This is a genomic window from Buttiauxella sp. 3AFRM03, from assembly GCF_003675305.1.
GTDB classification, from domain to species: Bacteria; Pseudomonadota; Gammaproteobacteria; order Enterobacterales; family Enterobacteriaceae; genus Buttiauxella; species Buttiauxella ferragutiae.
In genome coordinates this window covers 2071381-2094293 of sequence record NZ_CP033076.1, presented here as the reverse complement: position 1 = coordinate 2094293, position 22913 = coordinate 2071381, and the positions used below count along the sequence as shown (strand labels likewise).

The following is a 22913-nucleotide window of genomic DNA, read 5'->3' as shown; positions in this document are numbered from 1 at the left end:
CCTTTGAAAGTATACCCGTCATACTTCAAGTTGCAGGTGCGTTGGCTGCACCCGTTCGCCCCGGTCACATAGCTATCTATGCTCCTGGGGACTTACGGTCTGGTCGCCTTCCTGCAACGCGAATTATTTTGGGTACGTGCTGAAATTGCGGGCTGTTAGCCAGCCATTTGTTTTTCGCGAATTTCTGCCAACGTTTTACAGTCAATGCACAAATCAGCTGTCGGGCGAGCTTCGAGACGGCGGATGCCGATTTCAACGCCACAAGATTCGCAGTAGCCGAAATCTTCGTCTTCTACTTTCTTAAGGGTCTTCTCGATTTTCTTGATCAGTTTACGTTCCCTGTCACGGTTACGCAGTTCGAGGCTGAATTCTTCTTCCTGGGCTGCACGGTCTACCGGGTCCGGGAAGTTTGCTGCTTCATCCTGCATATGCGTCACCGTGCGATCAACTTCATCCATAAGTTGGCTACGCCAGGCTTCAAGAATTAGCTTGAAGTGCGACAGCTGGGCTTCGTTCATATATTCTTCGCCCGCTTTCTCCTGATATGGCTCCACCCCAGCGATGGCGAGGATACTCAGGGACGATGTTTTACGCTTTTGCCCTTCTTGCATGTTGTTTCTCCTTAACACGCACTATCGGTCCCCTGGTAGGGGGAAAATCAGGCCGCTATAAATAGCAGATGCTTTTCAGGATGGCAATTATATAAATTCCTCTCTTGACAAGCCTGTGAAGAAAAGCGTATTTACGCGAGCCACCAGCATACAAAACAGACAAACGTTAACTGCTCTTTTATTAAGTAAAAATTATAGAAGGACAGGCAACGGCGAGGTTAGAGTCAGGCCTTTGTCCGAAAGTTCGGCCTTCCAGGCAATAATTTCTACTCCACACTGTTGCGCCTCGGATAACAATTGCGCGTATTTTGCATCGATGTGGCGTGCCGGGGAGACTTGAGTAATAGCCGAATGCAACACTGTAAACAGCAGCACCGCGCGTTCGCCCTGCAAAACCACGTTCATCAATTCCCGTAAATGCTTCTGGCCACGCAGGCTTACTGCATCCGGGAAATAGCCACAACCTTGTTGTGATAACGTGACTGATTTCACTTCAATATAGCAGTTAACTTTGCAACCTGCCTGCAACATAAAATCAATACGGCTGCGTTCGGCGCCGTACTTTACTTCGCTTTTAATTGTGCTGTAACCGGTTAATTCCGAAATAATTTCTTTTTCTAACGCTTCTTTAGCCACGGCATTCGCCCGCAGGGTATTTACGCAAATAAACTCCCCGTTCTGCGTCTGCGTCATTTCCCATGTGTGAGGGTATTTGCGCGTCGGGTTATCCGAAGTGGAATACCACACGGTGTCGCCAGGTGTGGCACAACCGGTCATTGCGCCGGTATTTGGGCAATGAAGCGTTAGCTCTTCACCGGAAGGTGTGATGACATCAGCCAGAAAACGTTTGTAGCGTTTGATTAACGTGGCCTGCTGCAACGGCGGAGAAAATTCCATTCACTCTTCCTTATTACTTAATGTCCAGCGTTGTAATTCCAGGTAACGCGTTCGCCCTTGTTTAAAAACAGACTCATACAACACAAATTCTTCAACCGGATATTGCCAGCGGAAATTAGGGGGCGGAATAGAGACTGCACGCGAAGTGTTACGATAAATCGTGATATGTGGATGAAACGGCTGCGGGCTTTGGTAACAGCCGCTGCGCGCTGCCTGGGAGCGTAACATATTTGCCAGTTGAATCAGCCCCAAAGGCGCATGGCGCGGGCCAATCCACACCACATTCGAGCGCAGCCACTGCCCGGCATCATCAATGGTCAGGGTAAAACCGCGCTGGCGAATACGTCCGGCTAACTGGCTGAGTGCTTTTTGCTTTTCAGCGCTGATATCACCCAAAAAGGCCAGCGTCAGGTGCAGGTTTGCCGCAGCAACCGGGCGACCAGCATCTTCAGGAAACTGCGTGGCGCGCCACTGGATAATCTGTTTTTGTACCTCTGCAGGTAATTCGAGGGCAAAGAACAGACGGCGAGTTTCAGCCATTGTGGGTCTCTCGGTAATGGTGGATTCTCGGGTATAGATTCATGTGATGCTACACTAGCGAACTTTGCATCATACCCTTTTGGAGCCGTTTGTGTCGTCATTACCGGTTGCTGCCGTGCTGCCCGATATTCTTAGCGCATTGAAAAACGCGCCGCAGGTTTTACTGAGTGCGCCGACAGGTGCCGGTAAATCGACGTGGCTGCCGTTGCAGATTTTACAGCAGGCCAATTTAGGCGGTCGAATTCTGTTGCTGGAGCCACGCCGCCTGGCGGCACGGAACGTCGCACAGCGCCTTGCAGAATTATTAGGCGAAAAACCGGGTGAAACCGTCGGTTACCGAATGCGTGCCGAAACCTGCGTCGGGCCAAATACCCAACTCGAAGTGGTCACCGAGGGCATTCTGACACGCATGATCCAGCACGATCCTGAGCTGGAAGGCGTGACGCTGGTGATCCTCGATGAATTTCACGAACGCAGCCTGCAAGCCGACCTGGCGCTGGCATTATTACTGGATGTGCAGCAAGGGCTACGCGACGATCTCAAACTGCTGATTATGTCGGCAACGCTGGATAATTCGCGCCTCCAGCAGTGTTTGCCTGACGCGCCGGTTATCAGTTCTCAAGGGCGCGCATTTCCTGTGGAACGCCGTTACAGCCCGCTTTCCACAAACCTTCGTGTTGATGAAGCGGTGGCGATTGCCGTGGCGAATTTGCTGCGTGAAGAATCTGGATCGCTGCTGCTGTTTTTACCGGGCGTGGGGGAAATCCAGCGAGTTGGGCAGCAACTGCAAGAGCGCGTGGCGAGCGACGTTCAGCTTTGCCCGTTATACGGCGCATTACCGTTGAGCGAACAGCGTAAAGCTATTTTACCGGCGGCAAACGGCATGCGCAAAGTGGTGCTGGCGACCAACATTGCCGAAACCAGTCTCACCATCGAAGGCATTCGCCTGGTGGTGGATACCGCGCAAGAACGGGTGGCGCGCTTTGATGTGCGCACTGGCTTAACGCGGCTTATCACACAGCGCATTAGCCAGGCGTCGATGATCCAACGCGCCGGGCGAGCGGGGCGTCTGGAGGCGGGGATCTGCCTGCATCTGACCAGCGCTGAACAGGCAGAACGCGCAGCTGCACAAAGCGAGCCGGAAATCCTGCAAAGCGACCTCTCCGGTTTGTTACTCGATTTGCTGCAATGGGGATGTCAGGACCCACAGCAACTGACCTGGCTTGATACGCCGCCTGCTGTCAATCTTGCTGCTGCGCGAACATTGCTACGCCAGCTTAATGCGCTGGATGAACAACACCGGCTCACGCCCATTGGCCAAAAAATGGCGAATCTCGGTAACGATCCACGCCTCGCTGCGGTGTTGGTCAACGCCAAAACGCCTGATGAACAAGCTACGGCGGCACGTATTGTCGCGATTCTGGAAGAGCCGCCACGTGGCCAGGACAGTGATTTACGAAACGCGTTTAGCCGCCGCCAGGATAACTGGCAACAACGCAGCGCTCAGTTGCTCAAACGGCTTAATAGCCGTGGTGGAGAAGTGGATTTCGCTCTTGCCGCCCCGTTACTGGCGCAAGCTTTTCCCGACCGTATTGCTCGCCGTCGTGGTCAGGATGGTCGCTACCAGTTAGCCAACGGTATGGGGGCGATGCTTAATCAGGACGATCCTTTAACGCGTTATGAATGGCTGTTAGCACCGTTGTTATTGCAGGGAAGTAACACGCCTGATGCGCGAATCTTGCAGGCTATTCCGCTGGATATTGACGCACTGACTGCGCAATGCCCGATGTTGCTGACGCAAAGCGACTCCGTGGAATGGGACGAAACGCAAGGTACTTTAAAAGCGTTTCGCCGCAGCCAGATTGGCAAGCTAATTCTGAAAGTTCAGCCGCTGGCGAAACCTTCCGAAGACGAATTGCATCAAGCGATGCTCAATGGCATTCGCGAAAAAGGGCTGTCGGTATTGAACTGGTCAGCGCATGCGCAACAGTTTCGTTTGCGCCTGGCATGTGCGGCAAAATGGTTGCCGGAACTTGCCTGGCCTGATGTTTCGGACGATGCTTTGCTGCGTGATTTAGACAGCTGGTTATTACCTGAACTGCATGGTGTACACTCGCTGCGGGCATTAAAAAACATTGATGTCACACGTGCGTTACACAATTTGCTCGACTGGAACGCGCGTGCACGTCTGGATAGTGCGTTGCCAACTCATTACACTGTGCCGACTGGCAGCCAGATAGCCATTCGCTATGATGATGAAAACCCGCCAGTTCTTGCTGTTCGTATGCAGGAGATGTTTGGCGAAGCGCGGACGCCAGTAATTGCTGAAGGCCGTGTGCCACTGGTTCTGGAACTGCTCTCCCCGGCACAGCGGCCACTACAGATAACGCGTGATTTAACCGCTTTCTGGAACGGAGCCTACCGGGAAGTGCAAAAAGAGATGAAAGGACGTTATCCAAAACACGTCTGGCCGGATTCGCCAGCAGACGCGCAGCCCACGCGGCGCACTAAAAAGTACCAATAACTTTGAGAGATTTCCTCTTCCGACCAGAGCGGAAGAAAGGAGAATCAGGCGATGCGCCTTATTTTTGGTGGAGAAAGCAATGGCGGGGAATGACCGCGAACCGATTGGACGTAAAGGTAAACCTTCACGTCCTGTAAAAGAGAAAGTAAGCCGCCGTCGAGTCCGTGAAGAGGAATACGACGCGGATTACGATGATGATTATGATGACGAGGAACCGATGCCGCCACGCAAAGGAAAAGGCAGCGGCAATGGCCGTCCGCCACGTAAAAAGCGCCGCTGGTTGTGGTTCTTAGTCAAACTGTTTGTTGTCTTTGTCGTGCTGTTCGTGATCTACGGCGTCTATCTTGACCAGAAGATCCGTGCCCGTATTGATGGCAAGGTCTGGCAACTGCCGGCAGCAGTGTATGGCCGTATGGTGAACCTTGAGCCAGACATGCCGTACAGCAAAAAAGAGATGGTCAACCTGCTGGAAGCCACGCAGTACCGTCAGGTGACGAAGATGACGCGTCCTGGTGAGTTTACAGTACAGGGCAACAGCATCGAAATGATCCGCCGTCCGTTTGATTTCCCTGACAGTAAAGAAGGGCAGATCCGCGCACGTCTGGTGTTTGATAATGATCATCTGGAATCGATCCAGAACATGGATAGTAACCGCAGCTTCGGTTTCTTCCGTCTGGATCCACGTTTGATCACCATGTTGTCTTCACCGAACGGTGAGCAGCGTCTTTTCGTCCCACGCACCGGCTTCCCGGATTTGTTGGTTGATACGCTGATTGCTACCGAAGACCGCCATTTCTATGAACACGATGGCATCAGTTTGTACTCCATCGGTCGTGCGATGCTGGCGAACTTAACCGCGGGTCGCACCGTGCAGGGCGCAAGTACGCTGACGCAACAGTTGGTGAAAAACCTGTTCCTGTCGAGCGAGCGCTCTTACTGGCGTAAAGCGAACGAAGCGTACATGGCGCTGATCATGGACGCCCGTTATGGCAAAGATCGCATCCTTGAGCTGTATCTGAACGAGGTGTATCTCGGCCAGAGCGGCGATAACGAAATTCGCGGTTTCCCGCTGGCGAGCCTGTACTACTTTGGTCGTCCGGTTGAAGAGCTGAGCCTTGACCAGCAAGCGTTGCTGGTGGGCATGGTGAAAGGGGCGTCGATTTACAACCCGTGGCGTAACCCGAAACTGGCGCTGGAACGTCGCAACCTGGTATTGCGCTTGCTGCAAGAGCAGAAGGTGATCGACCAGGAACTTTACGACATGCTGAGCGCCCGTCCTCTGGGTGTGCAACCGCGCGGTGGCGTGATTTCGCCACAGCCTGCTTTTATGCAGATGGTGCGTAACGAGCTTCAGACTAAGCTTGGTGACAAAGTTAAAGACCTGTCTGGGGTGAAGATCTTCACCACGTTTGATTCCGTTTCCCAGGATGCGGCAGAGAAAGCGGTAAGCGAAGGGGTTCCGGTACTGCGTGCCTCTCGTAAGCTCAAAGATCTCGAAGCGGCTATGGTGATTGTTGACCGTTCGACCGGCGAAGTTCGTGCCATGGTCGGCGGGGCAGAAACGCAATTTGCCGGCTTTAACCGTGCGATGCAGGCTCGTCGTTCCATCGGTTCTCTGGCAAAACCAGCGACTTATCTGACGGCGTTAAGCCAGCCGGATTCGTACCGCCTGAATACCTGGATTACCGATGCGCCAATCGCGCTGAAACAGCCAAACGGACAAGTGTGGTCGCCGCAAAACGATGACCGTCGCTACAGTGAGAGCGGTAAGGTCATGTTAGTGGATGCGCTGACGCGTTCGATGAACGTGCCAACCGTAAATCTGGGGATGGCGTTGGGCTTGCCAGCCGTAACCGACACCTGGGTCAAACTCGGCGTGCCGCAGAACCAATTGCATCCGGTTCCGGCTATGTTGCTGGGCGCGCTGAACCTGACGCCAATCGAAGTGGCGCAGGCATTCCAGACCATCGCCAGCGGCGGTAACCGTGCAACGCTTTCTGCATTGCGTTCGGTGATTGCGGAAGACGGCACCGTGCTATATCAAAGCTTCCCGCAGGCGGAACAGGCAGTTCCTCCGCAGGCAGCCTACATGACGCTGTTTACCATGCAGCAGGTTATGGCTCGTGGTACCGGGCGTGCGTTGGGTGGCAAGTATCCGAACCTGCATCTGGCAGGGAAAACGGGTACCACCAACGATAATGTGGATACCTGGTTTGCCGGTATTGATGGCAAAGAAGTGGCGATTACCTGGGTAGGACGTGACAACAACCAGCCGACCAAACTATATGGTGCGAGCGGGGCGATGTCGCTGTATCAACGTTATCTGGCTAACCAGACGCCAATTCCGCTGGTGCTGAATCCACCGGAAGACATTGTTGATATGGGTGTTGATAGCGCGGGTTACTTCCAGTGTGGTGGCGGTGGGGATCGCGTCCTTCCTGTCTGGACGACCAATCCGGATGGATTGTGCCAGCAAAGCCAGCAGGCCGAGCAGACCAATAATCCATTTAATCAGTCGCAGCAGCAACAGCCTCAACAGCAGCCGCAGCAACAGCAGCAACAACCTCAGCAGCAGCCTGAATCCAGTGATGGTGTTGCCGGTTGGATTAAGGATATGTTCGGCGGGAATTAATTGCTGAACGTCCTTGTGTGCCACCTTTTAGAATAATAATCTAACGGGTGGCATATATTTTTCTTAATTATTTATTTCCTGTCTGCCTCTTGTGAAGAATGCTCTAATGTTTTGTTGAATGCTTAAAATTTCACAGTACAAGACAGGAAAGTCAGATGGACAGCAAAACATTTCAAAAAATAGTATTACCACATCTCACCGAAGCCATGCTTTTTACCCGTTCCAGGTTATCTCTAAAATCATCTAATAAGTTTTATCCAGATAAAAATATGATTGAAAAGTGGATGTTGACGAATCCGCAAAAATATCGGCTGCATACCCTTGGCGGGGACAAGATGCGCAGCGCGGCGGTTTCTGCACAGCGCAAACTCAAGCTATCTTCCAGGCAACTGTACCAAAAAGTTGAAAATGATTACCGCAATGGAGTGCAGAACGCAGGCAATTGTGGGGAAAATGCCCGAATCGCTTTTTGCTATCTCACCGATCGTATTAGCAAGCTTGAACGGAAGGTCGGGTGCCCAATCCTTATATTACAAATTTTCCTTCAACATCCCGTGGATCACTGTCTGGTATTAGTCGGCACACTACCTCGTCGCGGCAGTCGGAAATTAATTGAGAACACATTAATATGTGATCCATGGGCGAAAATCGTTTGCCCAATAGCGCATTACTCCCTCGAATGGAAAATGAAAATGAATAAATGGTCCAATCGTGGGCTTATGGGGAAATGTGTCGAAGGTACGTTTGACCCTTTTTACGATGAATGTTCTCGCGAGAGTATTCGCGTGGGTAAATTTATTATTTTTGAGCAAACCGCTGCTGGGAAAACACTCGCTTCAAAAAATAAACAGCATTATTCATTGATAGACAGAAGCGCGATTTCCTGAACCACTCGCATTAGCCATTCGGTCACGTTGCTGACAGCGTGATCGGGATGTGTCATTCCTGCCTGGTTTTCTCTGTTTGTGAGTCCTTTTTCACTCCTTGCACTTTGTATGGTTATTTTTTATCCCCCTGGTCCCCCAGGGGGTGTGATCCGCTTGCCATGCACTTTCCGTTTCGTCTATTATTCTGCGGCATAATAATAATTCTCGTTTTCGTTATCATTCGTTACTTCATCAGAGATAATACAATGGCGCGCTTAAGAACTGGACAACCAGTCAATACCTCAATTCGCAAACTTGCATTCTTTGTTGCTGCCGCTGTAAGCGGTGTCAGTGCATCAAGTTTTGCAGCAGACAACACAACAGCTAAAGAAGATACCATCACCGTTTCCGCCAGTGTTGCTGACGAAAGCGCGTGGGGCCCGTCTCCAACGATTGCCGCTAAACGCACGGCAACCGCGACCAAAACTGATACGCCAATTGAAAAGACTCCACAGTCTATTTCGATTGTGACTCGTGAAGAGATGGATACTCACCAGCCAGCTTCCGTGAAAGAAGCGTTGGGCTACACGCCAGGTATCACCGTTTCTACCCGTGGTGCATCCGACACCTATGACGCGGTGAAAATTCGTGGTTTCGGTTCGGTTAACCAGAACAACTATTTAGATGGCCTGAAACTTCAGGGCGACTTCTATAACGAAGTGATCATCGACCCGTACATGCTTGAGCGCGTGGAATTAATGCGTGGCCCAACTTCCGTGCTGTACGGAAAAAGCAGTCCAGGCGGTATTATCACTATGGTAAGCAAGCGTCCAACCACTGAACCGCTGAAAGAAGTTCAGTTCAAGATGGGCACTGACAATCTGTGGCAAACCGGTTTCGACTTCAGTGATTCACTGGATGATGCAGGCGTTTATTCTTATCGTCTGACTGGTGTGGCGCGTTCTAACGACGACCAGCAACAATTCTCCAAACAGAAACGTTATGCGATTGCTCCGTCATTCACCTGGCGTCCTGACGATAAAACTAATTTCACTTTCTTAGCGAACCTGCAAGACACTCCAGAGACGGGTTATTACGGTTGGTTGCCGAAAGAAGGTACCGTTGAGCCGTTGCCAGATGGTTCTTATCTGCCGACTGATTTCAACGAAGGTGTTCCAAATAACACCTACTCGTTGTCCCATAAAATGGTCGGTTATACCTTTGACCATGAGTTCAACGACACTTTCACCGTGCGTCAGAACCTGCGTTATGTTGAGTCTAAAACCAATCAGAAAAGCGTTTACGGCACTGGCGTAGACTCTTCAGGTTATATGCTGACTCGCGGCACTGTTGTGGATAACGAAAAGCTGCACAACTTTGCTGTTGATACTCAAGTGCAAAGTAATTTTGCGACCGGTGACGTGGCACATACCTTGCTGACTGGTGTTGATTTCCAGCAGATGCGTAACGATGTGAACGCCACCTTCGGCAGCGCTCCGCCACTGGATTTGTATAACCCAGTGTACGAAAACTACGATTTTGGCGATGCAGACCCGTATCAGCAAAACAAACAGAAACAGACCGGCATCTACATTCAGGATCAAGCTGAGTGGAACAAGTTTGTTCTGACCGTCGGTGGCCGTTACGACTGGCTGAAACAGTCAACACTCGCTTACCAGGCGAATAACTACACCGAGCGTGACGATAGCGAATTCACTGGCCGTGCGGGTCTGAACTACCTGTTCGATAACGGTGTGTCGCCGTACATCAGCTACAGCGAATCTTTCGAGCCAAACTCAGGTGCAGATTTCTACGGCAACACCTTCAAACCGTCTAAAGGCCGTCAGTACGAAGCGGGCGTGAAGTATGTGCCGAAGGATATGGCGGTGGTGATTACTGGTGCGATTTATCAACTGACTAAGTCTGATAACCTGATGTCCGACCCAGACACTTCCCACGGTTTCTCCTCCATTCAGGGTGGTGAAATTCGTTCTCGCGGCGTAGAACTCGAAGCGAAAGCGGCGGTGAATGCCAACATCAACGTGACGGCTTCTTACACCTACACCGATGCGGAATACACCACTGACACCAACTACAAAGGCAACACGCCTGAGCAGGTGCCAGAGCACATGGCTTCACTGTGGGGGGATTATACCTTCAATGAAGGCTCGCTGACCGGTCTGACTATCGGTACCGGTGGTCGCTTCATCGGCTCCAGCTACGGCGACCCGGCTAACAGCTTCAAAGTGGGTAGTGCTGCGGTTCTGGATGCAGTGGTTAAATATGACCTCGGCCGTTTCGGTATGAATGGTTCAAGCGTGGCGGTGAATGTGAACAACCTGCTTGATCGTGAATACGTTGCCAGCTGCTTCGCCACTTATGGCTGCTTCTGGGGCGCTGAGCGCCAGGTTGTTGCGACTGCTACATTCCGCTTCTAAGTGTATTCGGGCACGGTTCGCCGTGCCCATCAACAAAGTTGGCTACCATGCAGGACAAACACCTTCATCCCGATACCACGTTTAGCCTCTCAGACGTTACCTTTCGCGTACCCGGTCGCACGCTTCTTCACCCTCTCTCGATAACCTTTCCCGTTGGCAAAGTCACCGGCCTGATTGGGCACAATGGCTCGGGGAAATCGACATTGCTGAAAATGCTTGGCCGTCATCAAAAGCCTTCTGATGGGGAAGTTCAGCTCAACAATCAACCGTTAGATAGCTGGAGCAGCAAGGAATTTGCGCGCAAAGTCGCGTATTTACCGCAGCAACTTCCGGCGGCAGAAGGGATGACGGTGCGTGAGTTGGTGGCGATTGGTCGTTATCCGTGGCATGGCGCGCTGGGGCGTTTCGGCGCGGCAGACCGTGAATTGGTTGAAGAGGCAATTACGCTGGTGGGGTTGAAACCTTTTGCGCATCGTCTGGTGGATAGTCTTTCTGGTGGCGAGCGCCAACGGGCGTGGATTGCTATGTTAGTGGCGCAGGACAGCCGCTGTTTGCTGCTTGATGAACCCACGTCGGCACTGGACATTGCCCATCAGGTTGACGTGCTGGCGCTTATCCATCGTCTGAGCCAGGAACGCGGTCTGACGGTGATTGCTGTGCTGCATGATATCAATATGGCCGCTCGCTATTGCGACCACCTGGTGGCACTGCGCGGTGGTGAAATGATTGCCCAGGGTAGCCCGGCTGACCTGATGCAAAGCGCAACGCTGGAGAAGATTTACGGAATTCCAATGGGCATTCTGCCTCATCCTGCGGGTGCCGCTCCGGTGAGCTTTGTTTACTGATGCCTGAACTAATCAATCCTTTGTTGAGTCGTCGTCAGTTGCTCACTGCTCTGGCACTCTCACCGCTATTGCTCAAAATGGGTAATGCACAGGCGGCAACCATTGACCCTCAGCGTATTGTGGCGCTGGAGTGGTTGCCCGTAGAACTGATGCTGGCGCTGGGAATCAAGCCTTACGCCATGGCGGACATTAAAAATTACCAGGCGTGGGTCGGCGAACCGAAATTGCCGGATGGCATTATTGAAGTCGGCCTGCGCACTGAACCCAATCTTGAACTCCTGACACAGCTGAAACCTTCACTGATTCTCTATTCTGCAGGCTATGGCCCACAGCCTGAAAAAATGGCGCGTATCGCTCCGGGATTAGGTTTTAGCTTTAACGACGGTTCCGGAAAACCGCTGACCGTAGCGCGCCAGTCGCTGATTGAACTGGGCGAGAAACTGGGCATGCAGCAAGCGGCTCGTGACCACTTGCAGAAATTCGACCAATTTATTGAGCAGATGAAACCGCGCTTTGCCGCACGTGGTGAAAAACCTGTGTTGCTGATGACGTTATTAGATTCCCGCCATGCGCTGGTGATCGGCAAAAACAGCCTGTTCCAGCAAGTGATGGACTTACTCGGTGTGAAAAATGCCTGGTCTGGGGAAACCAATTTCTGGGGCAGCGCGGTGGTGGGGCTTGAACGTCTCGCTGAAGTCAAAGACGCCGACGTTATCTGCTTTGATCACAATAACGACGCTGAAATGGAGCGTGTGATGGCGACACCATTATGGAAGGCGATGCCTTTTGTGCGCCAGCAGCGTTTCCAGCGAGTCCCGCCAGTCTGGCTTTACGGGGCGACACTCTCTGCGATGAGTTTCACCAACACGCTGGCTAAAGCTATAGGGAGCGAAGCGTGAAACATCGTTATGCCTTGTTCCCGGCGATACTGTTATCGCTGCTGTTTGTGGTTGCCTGCGCGCTAACACTACACAACCTCAACGCACAACTGCCTGCTGCCCAGTGGAGTGCGGCCTGGTGGCAGCCCAACATTGATAACATCAACCAGATGTTATTCCACTACAGCTTGCTTCCACGCCTTGCTATCTCGCTGTTAGTGGGCGCGGGGCTGGGGTTAGTGGGCGTGCTTTTCCAGCAAGTGCTGCGAAATCCACTTGCCGAACCGACCACCCTGGGCGTGGCCAGTGGTGCACAGTTAGGTGTCACCGTTGCTACGTTGTGGGCGTTGCCGGGTGGGTTTGTTACCCAACAGTTCGCGGCATTAGTCGGGGCAGGCGTTGTTGGTTTGCTGGTGTTTGGTGTCGCCTGGGGCAAGCGGTTATCGCCGGTCACGCTGATCCTCGCCGGTCTGGTGCTGAGCCTGTACTGCGGCGCGGTAAATCAGCTATTAGCGATTTTCCATCACGACCAATTGCAGAACATGTTCCTGTGGAGCACCGGTTCGCTGAACCAGCAAGACTGGGACATCGTCAACGGCCTGTGGCCGCGCCTGGTGGGTGGTTTATTGCTGACATTGCTGTTGTTGCGCCCGCTTACCCTGATGGGGCTTGACGATGGTGTGGCGCGAAATCTTGGTCTGGCACTTTCGATGGTGCGCCTCGCCACACTAGTGCTGGCGATTGCCATCAGTGCGCTGCTGGTGAATGCGGTTGGGATTATTGGCTTTATCGGCCTGTTCGCGCCGTTGCTGGCGAAGATGCTCGGCGCGCGTCGCCTGGTGGCGCGTTTGTTCCTCGCTCCGCTTATCGGCGCGTTGATCTTGTGGTTGTCGGATCAGTCGGTTATCTGGCTGACGAGCGTGTGGCGTGAAATTTCGACCGGTACCGTGACCGCGCTGATTGGTGCACCGTTGCTGCTGTGGTTGCTGCCGCGCCTGCGTACCGTCGGCACGCCTGCGATGAATCAGGGCGACAACGTTCCGGCTGAACGCCAGCATTTGGGCTGGTGGGCGTTAATCGGCAGCGGCGTGTTAGCGCTGGTGATTGTCACTGCGCTGACGCTGGGGCGTGACGTACATGGCTGGAACTGGGTGAGCGGTTCGTTATTCCATGATTTGTTGCAGTGGCGTTGGCCGCGAGTATTAGCCGCGTTGACGGCGGGTATGATGTTGGCGGTTGCCGGTAGCGTTATCCAGCGCCTGACGGGTAATGCGATGGCCAGCCCGGAAGTGTTAGGTATCAGTTCCGGTGCGGCATTCGGCGTGGTCGTAATGCTGTTTATCGTACCGGGGAATGCGTTCGGTTGGTTATTCCCTGCGGGTAGCCTGGGAGCGGCGGTCACATTACTGGTGATTATGGTCACTGCCAGCCGTGGCGGTTTTTCCCCGCAACGTATGTTGCTGGCCGGGATGGCGCTGAGCACCGCATTTACCATGTTGCTGATGTTACTGATGGCGAGTGGTGACCCGCGCATGGCTGGCATTCTCACCTGGATTTCTGGTTCAACCTATAACGTGACCGGCGATCAGGCGGTCAGAACGTTAATCCTGATGGTGATTTTGTTTGCCCTGACGCCGCTGTGCCGCCGTTGGTTGATGATTCTGCCGCTAGGTGGGGCAACCGCGCGTGCCATTGGTATGGCGTTGACACCATCACGCTTTGCGCTGTTATTACTAGCCGCCACGTTGACGGCAGCAGCAACCATGACCGTCGGCCCGCTGAGTTTTGTTGGCTTAATGGCACCGCATATCGCGCGCATGCTGGGATTCCGCCGTGCGATGCCGCAACTGATCATGTCGGCGTTGTTAGGTGGTATGTTGATGGTGGCAGCGGATTGGTGTGGAAGGATGATTCTGTTCCCCGATCAGGTTCCGGCGGGGTTGTTGGCGACCTTTATCGGCGCGCCTTATTTCGTTTATTTACTGCGTAAGCAGAGCCGTTGATAGGGTCTATAACGGCCCTATCTGTATCAGCGATTGACGGACCTTGCGATACGCGTGTAGGTATGACGAACACCGCGGATAGCGATGCTGTAGGTGCGAATATTTTCGGGTATGGCTATCCCGGTGTAACCGGTATCTCCAATGTGGTGTAAGTCCGTTCCGGCCATTTTACTCATCAGTGCAATTTGACGTACCGTTTCAGCGTCCGCACCTTCTTGCGAGGTACCAATTGCGGTCATGGTCATCGCGCCCATTTGATGTGCCAGATCGATAAGCTTTTGCGCATACTCGAGCGTTATTCCTGGTACAGTTCCGGGGGCGGGCAACAAAATAATATCGGCACCTTTTTGGATGAATTTCTCTACATCGTCTGGCGTTATCAGCTTTTGAGAGCCAGAGGGTAAGATCCCCGCAGAGTGCATTTTCCCTGCTATCAGCACCATATCCTCACCTAATTCAGCACGTATTTCCTGCAAACTTTCAGCGATCGCTTCATTGCTGATGCCGTTGCCCGGGTTTCCCGTCAGCACAATAAATCCGACGCCCATTTCATGGAGCCGGCGTGCATTAGCAGCGGTAGCAAAACGCCCCTGACGCATCATCCAAAGCTCTTCGTGTGTTGCAGAAAAACCCTTATCTACTGCTTCCAGATTAACGCCAATTATCCGCCCGGTTAGATGCTGCAATTTGCGGATGACATCCTCGGGCGGGGTATCGGCAGGCATTCCTGCAATTTTTGGATTTTCAATATCGAACAGGTTGAGCAATAAAAGATCTGCCCCTTGGCTGGCAGCGAGTTCAGCATTGGTGACCGAGGTCAGTAACGGTGCGACGGTGACAATGGTTTCACTCACCAGAATACGGCCTTCGCAGGCCCTGAGAGAAAACAGTAAATCGGTACGGGAAAGATCCATCAAATCTGAGGCATTACAATCCAGATATCTTTTATACATTTTAATTTCCTTCCAAGAGGTGAATTTTTATGACGACCTGGTTCTTATAATGAAGAGTTTATTTACGTTGCAAAATATCATGATTAAAAATGTGGCTGATATCACTACTCTTTAGCATTTGTAGCTAACAGATGAATGCTGCAGCCGCCTAGAATAGATATCAAAGTTAAATTTATTCCATCAATGAATTAAGTTAAACCTATCATTTAGGTCAATGATATTGGTTGGGATTTATATTAAGTGATGTATTAGAAGGGAACTCATGATTACTGCAACTGTAAAAAAATATATAAGCAATCCTTCCGCTAAATTAATTATTGTTAGCTACTCACCAACCGGGGGTGGGCATACTGCACGTTTACTCAATATTATTTCGATGGCGCTAGAAAAAAAATCAATCCCCGAAGATAGCATCGTTATGTTTCATGTCCCCTGTCCCTGGGAAGGTACGCCACGCTCCCCTTTAGTCGCAAATCTTGCAAAGACACTCATCAATCGCCAAATTAATGTCTGGATAGCTGAGTCAGATAAATCTATCTATGGATATCTGAATAAAGAGACGGGGGGATCAGATGATGCCAGCATTCTCCAGCATATCACGCGCTTTCCTCAACGCAATGTCACGCCCCAATCCGCCAGAAAGGATGATAGCCAGAAAACGATCACAGAACTTACGCAATGTGTTTCTTTCCAAACTGATGAAGATTGTAAGAATTTGCCCATTATTTCAGCAAAGAATCTGATGAATAGCATGGCGGCTACATTTGGGCGTGAAATTATGGCGGAGCGTTGTTATGTTTTGACTGATATGGACCCCTATTTGCAGAAAGCGGCACAGGCTGCGGGGGTTCCAGGGAAACGATGCCTGGATCAACAAAATCATGCAATTTTACTGAATCTTAATGATAGCCAGCTCAACATATTGCCTAAATATGCTCTGTTATCAAAAGTATTAGGTGGATACGGTGAGCAAATCTCGCATATTGATTTAGGTGGGCGTAATACGTTGGTGAGTATCAGTAATATTACTGAACGTCTTGGTATATTAAGTGGAACACCCAAATATATTGCCAGGCTAAAAATTGCTGATTTATTATTGTCACATGCGCTTCCTGCAGAAAAAATTAAAGAAAAATTAGCGGATGCTAATCGTCCCTTTTCTGGTGTGATGGCGGGTTCTTTAGTGCAGCATGGTGGCGATGCCCAAAATATTGTTTATGTTTATGCACATAAGAAAACAAATATAGTAGCACGTTGTGTCAATGAACGAATGTGTGCCAATGATCCCCTTTTTCAGAGCATAATATTCTTATTTTGCGGGCCGGGAGCTGCGGGTGATTTTAATGCCATGCATCTGGCTTATATTGCCGATGCTGATGGTATTACTACCGCTGGGGCGGGTACGATTGGCGAATTTGCCTATTTACGGAAACAGGCGGGATGTGGTTCACGCTTGTTGGTCTTACCTATTGAAGGTCACAACGAGCAAGAGAAGAATGCCGATGTGATTTCTGAAGACAACGAAATCAAAGCTTTTGTGGTACGTACACTTGCAACCGAACAACTTTCTGATTCGCTTCTGCGTTTTGTTAGCGATCAGCCTAAAACGCGTGAAGCACCGTGCACCATGAACGAATTCATTACCGCAATTAGCGATCAAAATAGCTATGTGCGGCAGGCTTATGATCGGTTGTTTAACAATGATATCGCCATCAATTTCAAAAATATTGAGCAAGTTGAGCAGATTATGAATCGAAGCCCATTGCTGAAAGCCACACGTAAATATTTGAAACTCGTCTTCCAGGCGCTTAATGCGACCGAGAAAGAAGCCAACAGCAGTATCCAGGTTATGTTACAGCAAGGCATGTCACATACTTTTAGCAATGTGAAAGAACTGAACAACACGCTACTCAGCTCTATGCGTCTGGCGCAAATGATTGGACTGAAGGAGGCAGAAGATGCGGATCGATTGCCGTTACTTAGCGAAGTAAGGAGGCACTTTTCAGCGCTGGCGGGAGGAGGTAAACCTTCAGTCAGTCAATCGACAAAACTTAAGGAAGAATTTGGTGAGTTTATGGTAACTGGGTTCTGATATTGCTGCATTTATTGCTGCATTGAAACTACGTGATAACCACTTTCGTAGGGCGATAGCTCGCCCTACGAACCTATTTTGCAATCAGCGTTACAGTTTTGCGAATGCCCGACGCGCAGCGTCGATAGTCTTCTGAATATCTTCTTTCGAATGGGCAACTGACATAAAGCCTGCTTCAAACGCAGACGGTGCCAGGTAAACACCTTCTTCCAGCATTAAGTGGAAGAACTTTTTAAAGCGTTCAACGTCACACGCCATCACATCCTGATAGCACGTTACGCTCTCGGCATCGGTGAAGAACAAACCAAACATCCCCCCAACATTATTCACCACCAGTGGGATATTTTCGGCAATCGCTGCATTCAACAAGCCATCAGCCAGCATTTCGGTCAGTTCGGTCAACGTCTGGTGAATGCCCGGTTGTGCGACTTCTGTCAGGCAAGCGTAGCCTGCAGCCATGGCAATTGGGTTACCGGAAAGTGTTCCCGCTTGATAAACCGGTCCGGTTGGTGCCAGCGCATCCATAATTTCACGACGGCCACCGAATGCTCCGACAGGCATGCCACCACCGATGATTTTGCCCAGACAGGTTAAGTCAGGCTCCACGCCGTAGTAAGACTGTGCGCCAGCCAGCGCGACACGGAAGCCAGTCATCACTTCGTCGATAATAAACAGTGTGCCAAACTCATCGCACAACGCGCGCAGGCCTGGCAGGAAATCATCGTTTGGCGGAATGCAGTTCATGTTGCCGGCAACCGGCTCAACGATAATACAAGCGATGTCTTGCGGATATTGCTCGAACGCGGCGCGCACCGAGGCGAGATCGTTATAGGTACAGGTGAGGGTATGTTTGGCGAAATCAGCCGGAACGCCCGGTGAATTTGGCTGGCCAAGGGTCAGGGCGCCAGAACCGGCTTTCACCAGTAGGCAATCGGCGTGGCCGTGATAGCAGCCTTCGAATTTGATGATTTTATCGCGCCCGGTGAAACCACGCGCCAGACGAATCGCGCTCATGGTGGCTTCTGTACCGGAGTTCACCATGCGAACCATGTCCATTGTTGGAACCAGTTCGGTGACCAGTTCCGCCATTTTTACTTCCATCTCCGTCGGCGCACCAAAGCTTAAACCACGCTCAACAGCTTCAATAACCGCGTTGCGAATCGCCGGATGGTTATGGCCGAGAACCATTGGCCCCCATGAACCTACGTAATCGATATAGGCTTTGCCGTCTGCATCAAACAGGTAAGCCCCGTCAGCACGTTCGATAAACAGCGGCACACCGCCGACGCCGGTGAAAGCACGAACTGGCGAGTTCACCCCACCCGGGATGACTTTACGTGCGGCAGCGTAGAGGTTTTCAGACTTACTCATGGAGCGGCTCCTGGATTCGTATAAAGAATGGCAACGCACTATTCTAAGGGAAACCGCCGACGTTATGAAAGTATTGCCCAAACGCGTCGAGGGAGTAGAATGCCCGCTCGATTTGTATTACCAATAAATGATTAGCCTAATGAATCACTCCCAGCCCTCTTTTGAAGCACAACAGGTTGTGCGCTTACGCCGGGGCGACATGGTGCGTCGCCTGATTCGACAGGATAAAACCCCTGTCGCTATTCTTTTTATGGCCGCGATAGTAGGGACGTTAACCGGTTTAGTGGGGGTCGCGTTTGAAAAATCAGTGACCTGGATTCAACAAAATCGCCTGGCGATGCTGGCGCATGTGGCAGATTACAGCGTGATCGTCTGGCCGCTGGCATTCATCAGTTCAATGCTTTTGGCGATGATCGGCTACTATCTGGTGCGTCGTTTTGCGCCGGAAGCAGGCGGTTCAGGCATCCCTGAAATTGAAGGTGCGCTTGAAGAGTTGCGCCCGGTTCGCTGGTGGCGTGTCATCCCGGTGAAATTCATCGGCGGTATGGGGACGCTCGGCGCGGGCATGGTGCTGGGCCGCGAAGGACCAACAGTACAACTTGGCGGGAATATCGGCCGTATGGTGCTGGATATTTTCCGTCTGCGCGGTGCCGAAGCTCGCCATTCACTGTTAGCCACCGGTGCGGCTGCTGGTTTATCCGCGGCGTTTAACGCTCCGCTGGCGGGCATTTTGTTCATCATCGAAGAGATGCGCCCGCAGTTCCGCTACAACCTCATTTCGATCAAAGCCGTGTTTATCGGCGTGATTATGTCGAGCGTCGTGTTCCGTATTTTTAACGGTGAAAATGCGGTTATTGAAGTCGAGAAACTTTCTAACGCGCCGGTTAACACATTGTGGCTGTATCTGGTACTCGGCATGGTATTTGGCATTGTCGGCGTCATGTTTAATGCGATGGTGTTTCGCACTCAGGATATGTTCCAGCGTATTCATGGCGGCAACCTCAAAAAATGGGTGATCATCGGTGGCCTGTTGGGCGGTGTTTGCGGTGTGTTAGGTCTCATTCAGCCCGCAGCAGCCGGTGGCGGTTTTAACTTGATCCCTATTGCTGCGGCGGGTAACTACACCATCGGCATGCTGCTATTTATTTTTATTGCCCGCGTGATTACCACATTGTTGTGCTTCGCATCCGGTGCGCCGGGTGGGATCTTTGCGCCAATGTTGGCACTGGGCACATTGCTGGGTACGGCTTTCGGTGCCGCTAGTGTCGCCTGGTTCCCGGCCTATCATCTTGAAGTGGGAACATTTGCCATTGCTGGTATGGGCGCATTATTTGCGGCTTCCGTGCGTGCACCACTGACGGGAATTGTGCTGGTGCTGGAAATGACTGACAATTATCAGCTCATTCTGCCAATGATTATTACCTGCCTGGGCGCGACACTATTGGCACAATTCCTGGGTGGAAAACCGCTATACTCCTCGATCCTTGCGCGTACGCTTGCCAAACAAGACGCCGAAAAGCACAGCAAAGAGCAGCAAAGCCCGGTCGGGGAGAATACTTGAACGATTTACTCGGGTATTAGATAATGGCGCTAAAGATCGGGTTATTCTTTGCCCGACTTCTTATTTCGTTGGGAGCAAAAAATGAGTGATGACGTAGCAGTGCTGCCGTTGCAGTTTACCGAAGCCGCAGCCAATAAAGTAAAAACCCTGATCGCGGATGAAGAAAACCCGAATCTGAAACTGCGCGTTTACATCACCGGTGGTGGTTGCAGCGGCTTCCAGTATGGTTTTACTTTTGATGACCAGATCAACGACGGCGATATGACTATCGAGAAGCAAGGCGTTGCACTGGTTGTTGACCCGATGAGCCTGCAATATCTGGTAGGTGGTGCGGTGGATTACACCGAAGGTCTGGAAGGTTCCCGCTTTGTGGTGACCAACCCGAACGCCAAGAGCACCTGCGGGTGTGGTTCATCTTTCAGCGTTTAAAGACATCGTTCTTTTGTAGGTCGGATAAGCGAAGCGCCATCCGACAAAAATGGTGGATGACGCTAACGCTTATCCACCCTACAAAACCTGTTTAGCTATCCGAAGCCGTGTTTTTTAACACGGCTTTTTTATGTCTAAATTACCGGTCATCCAGCGCAAACGTCGGCAGTTTTAAGTGCCAGCGAATGGCAGCCAGACGAATCCCTAGCGTGACCACCATGCCAATCATACTGGCCTGGTCTAGCGGGACGTGGAAGGTGTGATAGGCGGTGGCATGAACGATACCGCCTGCAATACAGGCTGTCGCGTAGATTTCGGTGCGCAGAATCATCGGGATTTCACGCGCTAAAACGTCACGAATGATCCCGCCACCAACGCCAGTGAGCACGCCCATGCAGATAGCAATCAGCGGGCTGGCGCCAGCCAGAAATGCTTTATTTACCCCAATTCCGACAAACACCGCAAGACCGACCGCATCCAGTACCGGTAAAATCCATTTTGGCAGGCGACGCGGCTGGCGTATTAACAGGATAGTGAGTAAACAGGTCACCATCGCGACTACTAAGTCGGTCGGGTCTTTAACCCAAAATACCGGGCCGTTATCCAGAGCCATATCGCGTATTGTCCCACCGCCCACAGCTGTCACTACGCCCAGCACCAGTACACCGAACGGGTCCATACGGAGTTTTCCAGCTAACAATACGCCGGATATGGCAAAGACGGCTGTGCCTATGATGTCCAGCCAATAGACAAGCATGTGAGATTACCCTCATTGTTCATTGTTATTCAGCTCCTTACAGAGCTGTTTTGCGGCGAGGATAATACGTGGGCTCGAGCGACTAAACCAGTCATCATTCACTGCGATAACCGGAATTTTTAACTGGGTATTCCAAAATTGTTCAACCGGAGGAATCTGGGTCTCATCGCCGGTAATAATAATAGCCTGGGGACGCCGACTAATCACTTGTTCGCGGCTCACCTGTGGCCAGGGAACCCGGCTGTCCGCAAAGATATTTTGCCCGCCACAGACTTCCAGAATTTCGTTCTGAATCGAACCTTTTCCTGAAGTAAATAACGGTTGCTGACCAAATTGCAGGAATACTTTTTTCTTCGGGTGTTGAGAGTACTGGGCTTTTAACTCAGCAAATTCTTTTGCCAGCCGATCTGCGGCGTCCTGGGCAGTTTGTGGTGTTGGGCTGAATTGGCCAAGTTGACGCAGTGCGGCAACCACACCTTCAACGGTTGTTGGATCAAGCCAAATGACTTTAATCCCCAGTGCCTGCATTTGATTGACTTGCCGTTCGGCATTACCACCACGCCACGCCAGCACTACATCGGGTTTAAGTGCCACGATACGTTCGAGGTTCATCCCCTGCCAGTTAGAGACTTGCTCAAGTTTTTTGGCGGCATCCGGATAATTCGACCACGCGCTGACCGCCACAGGGGTAATTCCCGCAGCGTACGCCAGTTCAGTATTACTGGGCGACAATGAGATAACCCGCGGCGCTGCAATCAGCAACGCCGGGAGGCAACACAGCAGCGCGGTGAGCCCGCGCCAGATTTTTTTATTATGCACGAGCCAGTTTCTGTACCAGTTTTTCAACCATCAGCGTGGACTGCTTCGCCGCTACGGCGAGGAACTCGTCAAAGCTCAGGTGAGATTGTTGGTCGGCGACGTCGGAAATCGCGCGAACTACCACAAATGGTGTACCGAAATTATGGCAAACGTGCGCAACGGCGGTCGCTTCCATTTCAACGGCTACAGCCTGCGGGAAGTTATGTTGGATCTTTGCCAATGCCACAGAACCATTAATAAAGGCATCACCGCTGACCACCAGGCCACGTACTGCATTCAGGTTCAGCTCGGCAATGCACTCTTCAGCCGCGGCAATCAGTTTAGCGTCGGCGGCGAAACCTGCCGGGCAGCCAGGTAATTGACCATATTCATAGCCAAAAGCGGTAACGTCTGCATCGTGGTAACGCACTTCATCGGAAACCACGATATCGCCTACTTTGAGCGTGGATGCGAGGCCACCTGCAGAGCCGGTGTTAATCACAACATCTGGTTTGCAATGCTCAAGCAGAAGCGTTGCACCCATGGCTGCGGCCACTTTACCGATGCCTGATTTCAACAATGCGACTTCAACGCCGTCCAGTGTGCCGGTGTAGATTTCACACCCAGCCAGCGTCAGAGTTTGACGGTTTTCAATTTTGTCACGCAGCAACGTAACTTCTTCTTCCATTGCACCAATAATGCCTGCTTTCATAGTGAT

Annotated in this window: 18 protein-coding genes; 10 read left to right on the top strand and 8 right to left on the bottom strand. The window is 51.6% G+C overall.

Annotated features, from left to right (window positions below):
* Nucleotides 1–155: 155 nt before the first annotated feature.
* The 3 genes from dksA to thpR all read right to left on the bottom strand — a co-directional run bounded on the left by dksA (nt 156) and on the right by thpR (nt 2048).
* On the bottom strand, nt 156–611 hold the full coding sequence (dksA, locus tag D8682_RS11255) for an RNA polymerase-binding protein DksA (RefSeq protein ID WP_034493443.1): 456 nt from the start codon (nt 609–611) through the stop codon (nt 156–158).
* A 192-nt stretch (nt 612–803) separates the two neighbouring features.
* Nucleotides 804–1508, bottom strand: coding sequence for a DNA/RNA nuclease SfsA (gene sfsA, locus D8682_RS11245; protein ID WP_064539827.1), 705 nt, complete (start codon nt 1506–1508; stop codon nt 804–806).
* A complete protein-coding gene (gene thpR / locus D8682_RS11240) occupies nt 1509–2048 on the bottom strand; it encodes an RNA 2',3'-cyclic phosphodiesterase (RefSeq protein WP_064539826.1) in 540 nt (179 codons plus the stop codon). It abuts the gene before it with no gap.
* A gap of 91 nt (nt 2049–2139) precedes the next feature.
* On the opposite strand from thpR, the gene hrpB reads away from it, so the two are divergent.
* The 7 genes from hrpB (at nt 2140) to fhuB (ending at nt 14234) form a co-directional block, all read left to right on the top strand.
* Nucleotides 2140–4572 (top strand): ATP-dependent helicase HrpB, encoded by a 2433-nt coding sequence (hrpB, locus tag D8682_RS11235; protein ID WP_064539824.1) that lies wholly within the window; start codon nt 2140–2142, stop codon nt 4570–4572.
* Nucleotides 4573–4651: 79 nt separating this feature from the next.
* Nucleotides 4652–7204, top strand: a complete 2553-nt coding sequence (gene mrcB, locus D8682_RS11230) for a bifunctional glycosyl transferase/transpeptidase (protein WP_064539821.1) — start codon at nt 4652–4654, stop codon at nt 7202–7204.
* 155 nt (nt 7205–7359) lie between these two features.
* Nucleotides 7360–8091, top strand: coding sequence for a hypothetical protein (locus tag D8682_RS11225; protein WP_064539819.1), 732 nt, complete (start codon nt 7360–7362; stop codon nt 8089–8091).
* Between the two features lie 245 nt (nt 8092–8336).
* Complete coding sequence (fhuA, locus tag D8682_RS11220; protein WP_064539817.1) at nt 8337–10508, top strand: ferrichrome porin FhuA; 2172 nt, start codon at nt 8337–8339, stop codon at nt 10506–10508.
* Between the two features lie 47 nt (nt 10509–10555).
* Nucleotides 10556–11353, top strand: a complete 798-nt coding sequence (fhuC, locus tag D8682_RS11215) for a Fe3+-hydroxamate ABC transporter ATP-binding protein FhuC (protein ID WP_121814284.1) — start codon at nt 10556–10558, stop codon at nt 11351–11353.
* Nucleotides 11353–12252: a Fe(3+)-hydroxamate ABC transporter substrate-binding protein FhuD gene (gene fhuD, locus D8682_RS11210; RefSeq protein ID WP_121814283.1), complete on the top strand. Its 900-nt coding sequence runs from the start codon at nt 11353–11355 to the stop codon at nt 12250–12252. The genes fhuC and fhuD overlap by 1 nt, the downstream gene beginning before the upstream one ends.
* Nucleotides 12249–14234 carry a Fe(3+)-hydroxamate ABC transporter permease FhuB gene (gene fhuB / locus D8682_RS11205; RefSeq protein ID WP_121814282.1) on the top strand — a complete coding sequence of 662 codons (1986 nt, stop codon included), beginning with the start codon at nt 12249–12251 and terminating at the stop codon, nt 14232–14234. Before fhuD ends, fhuB begins: the two co-directional genes overlap by 4 nt.
* Before the next feature lie 26 nt (nt 14235–14260).
* Here fhuB and D8682_RS11200 read toward each other — a convergent pair whose 3' ends face one another.
* Nucleotides 14261–15187 carry a hypothetical protein gene (locus D8682_RS11200; protein ID WP_064539808.1) on the bottom strand — a complete coding sequence of 309 codons (927 nt, stop codon included), beginning with the start codon at nt 15185–15187 and terminating at the stop codon, nt 14261–14263.
* Nucleotides 15188–15449: 262 nt separating this feature from the next.
* Between D8682_RS11200 and D8682_RS11195 the strand changes: the two genes are divergently transcribed.
* Nucleotides 15450–17279, top strand: coding sequence for a hypothetical protein (locus tag D8682_RS11195; protein ID WP_121814281.1), 1830 nt, complete (start codon nt 15450–15452; stop codon nt 17277–17279).
* A gap of 90 nt (nt 17280–17369) precedes the next feature.
* Here D8682_RS11195 and hemL read toward each other — a convergent pair whose 3' ends face one another.
* The gene (gene hemL, locus D8682_RS11190; protein WP_121814280.1) at nt 17370–18650 is read right to left on the bottom strand and encodes a glutamate-1-semialdehyde 2,1-aminomutase; all 1281 of its coding nucleotides are present in this window, start codon (nt 18648–18650) and stop codon (nt 17370–17372) included.
* A gap of 139 nt (nt 18651–18789) precedes the next feature.
* Here hemL and clcA point away from each other — a divergent pair, with 139 nt between their 5' ends.
* Together clcA and erpA are read left to right on the top strand one after the other, a co-directional pair.
* On the top strand, nt 18790–20211 hold the full coding sequence (clcA, locus tag D8682_RS11185) for a H(+)/Cl(-) exchange transporter ClcA (RefSeq protein ID WP_121814279.1): 1422 nt from the start codon (nt 18790–18792) through the stop codon (nt 20209–20211).
* A gap of 81 nt (nt 20212–20292) precedes the next feature.
* Complete coding sequence (gene erpA, locus D8682_RS11180) at nt 20293–20640, top strand: iron-sulfur cluster insertion protein ErpA (RefSeq protein ID WP_064539800.1); 348 nt, start codon at nt 20293–20295, stop codon at nt 20638–20640.
* Nucleotides 20641–20779: 139 nt separating this feature from the next.
* Here erpA and D8682_RS11175 read toward each other — a convergent pair whose 3' ends face one another.
* The 3 genes from D8682_RS11175 to mtnN are packed head-to-tail and all read right to left on the bottom strand — an operon-like array spanning nt 20780 to nt 22907.
* Nucleotides 20780–21397, bottom strand: a complete 618-nt coding sequence (locus tag D8682_RS11175; RefSeq protein ID WP_064539798.1) for a TRIC cation channel family protein — start codon at nt 21395–21397, stop codon at nt 20780–20782.
* A 12-nt stretch (nt 21398–21409) separates the two neighbouring features.
* Nucleotides 21410–22216 carry a vitamin B12 ABC transporter substrate-binding protein BtuF gene (gene btuF / locus D8682_RS11170; protein WP_064539796.1) on the bottom strand — a complete coding sequence of 269 codons (807 nt, stop codon included), beginning with the start codon at nt 22214–22216 and terminating at the stop codon, nt 21410–21412.
* Nucleotides 22209–22907, bottom strand: a complete 699-nt coding sequence (gene mtnN / locus D8682_RS11165; protein ID WP_064539794.1) for a 5'-methylthioadenosine/S-adenosylhomocysteine nucleosidase — start codon at nt 22905–22907, stop codon at nt 22209–22211. Before mtnN ends, btuF begins: the two co-directional genes overlap by 8 nt.
* Between the last annotated feature and the right edge of the window lie 6 nt (nt 22908–22913).

What these genes read in the sequence shown, in the direction of transcription:
- dksA (WP_034493443.1), bottom strand. Translation starts at nt 611, where the DNA reads ATGCAAGAAGGGCAAAAGCGTAAAACATCGTCCCTGAGTATCCTCGCC.
- sfsA (WP_064539827.1), bottom strand. Translation starts at nt 1,508, where the DNA reads ATGGAATTTTCTCCGCCGTTGCAGCAGGCCACGTTAATCAAACGCTAC.
- thpR (WP_064539826.1), bottom strand. Translation starts at nt 2,048, where the DNA reads ATGGCTGAAACTCGCCGTCTGTTCTTTGCCCTCGAATTACCTGCAGAG.
- mrcB (WP_064539821.1), top strand. Translation starts at nt 4,652, where the DNA reads ATGGCGGGGAATGACCGCGAACCGATTGGACGTAAAGGTAAACCTTCA.
- D8682_RS11225 (WP_064539819.1), top strand. Translation starts at nt 7,360, where the DNA reads ATGGACAGCAAAACATTTCAAAAAATAGTATTACCACATCTCACCGAA.
- fhuA (WP_064539817.1), top strand. Translation starts at nt 8,337, where the DNA reads ATGGCGCGCTTAAGAACTGGACAACCAGTCAATACCTCAATTCGCAAA.
- fhuC (WP_121814284.1), top strand. Translation starts at nt 10,556, where the DNA reads ATGCAGGACAAACACCTTCATCCCGATACCACGTTTAGCCTCTCAGAC.
- fhuD (WP_121814283.1), top strand. Translation starts at nt 11,353, where the DNA reads ATGCCTGAACTAATCAATCCTTTGTTGAGTCGTCGTCAGTTGCTCACT.
- D8682_RS11200 (WP_064539808.1), bottom strand. Translation starts at nt 15,187, where the DNA reads ATGTATAAAAGATATCTGGATTGTAATGCCTCAGATTTGATGGATCTT.
- D8682_RS11195 (WP_121814281.1), top strand. Translation starts at nt 15,450, where the DNA reads ATGATTACTGCAACTGTAAAAAAATATATAAGCAATCCTTCCGCTAAA.
- hemL (WP_121814280.1), bottom strand. Translation starts at nt 18,650, where the DNA reads ATGAGTAAGTCTGAAAACCTCTACGCTGCCGCACGTAAAGTCATCCCG.
- clcA (WP_121814279.1), top strand. Translation starts at nt 18,790, where the DNA reads ATGAATCACTCCCAGCCCTCTTTTGAAGCACAACAGGTTGTGCGCTTA.
- erpA (WP_064539800.1), top strand. Translation starts at nt 20,293, where the DNA reads ATGAGTGATGACGTAGCAGTGCTGCCGTTGCAGTTTACCGAAGCCGCA.
- D8682_RS11175 (WP_064539798.1), bottom strand. Translation starts at nt 21,397, where the DNA reads ATGCTTGTCTATTGGCTGGACATCATAGGCACAGCCGTCTTTGCCATA.
- mtnN (WP_064539794.1), bottom strand. Translation starts at nt 22,907, where the DNA reads ATGAAAGCAGGCATTATTGGTGCAATGGAAGAAGAAGTTACGTTGCTG.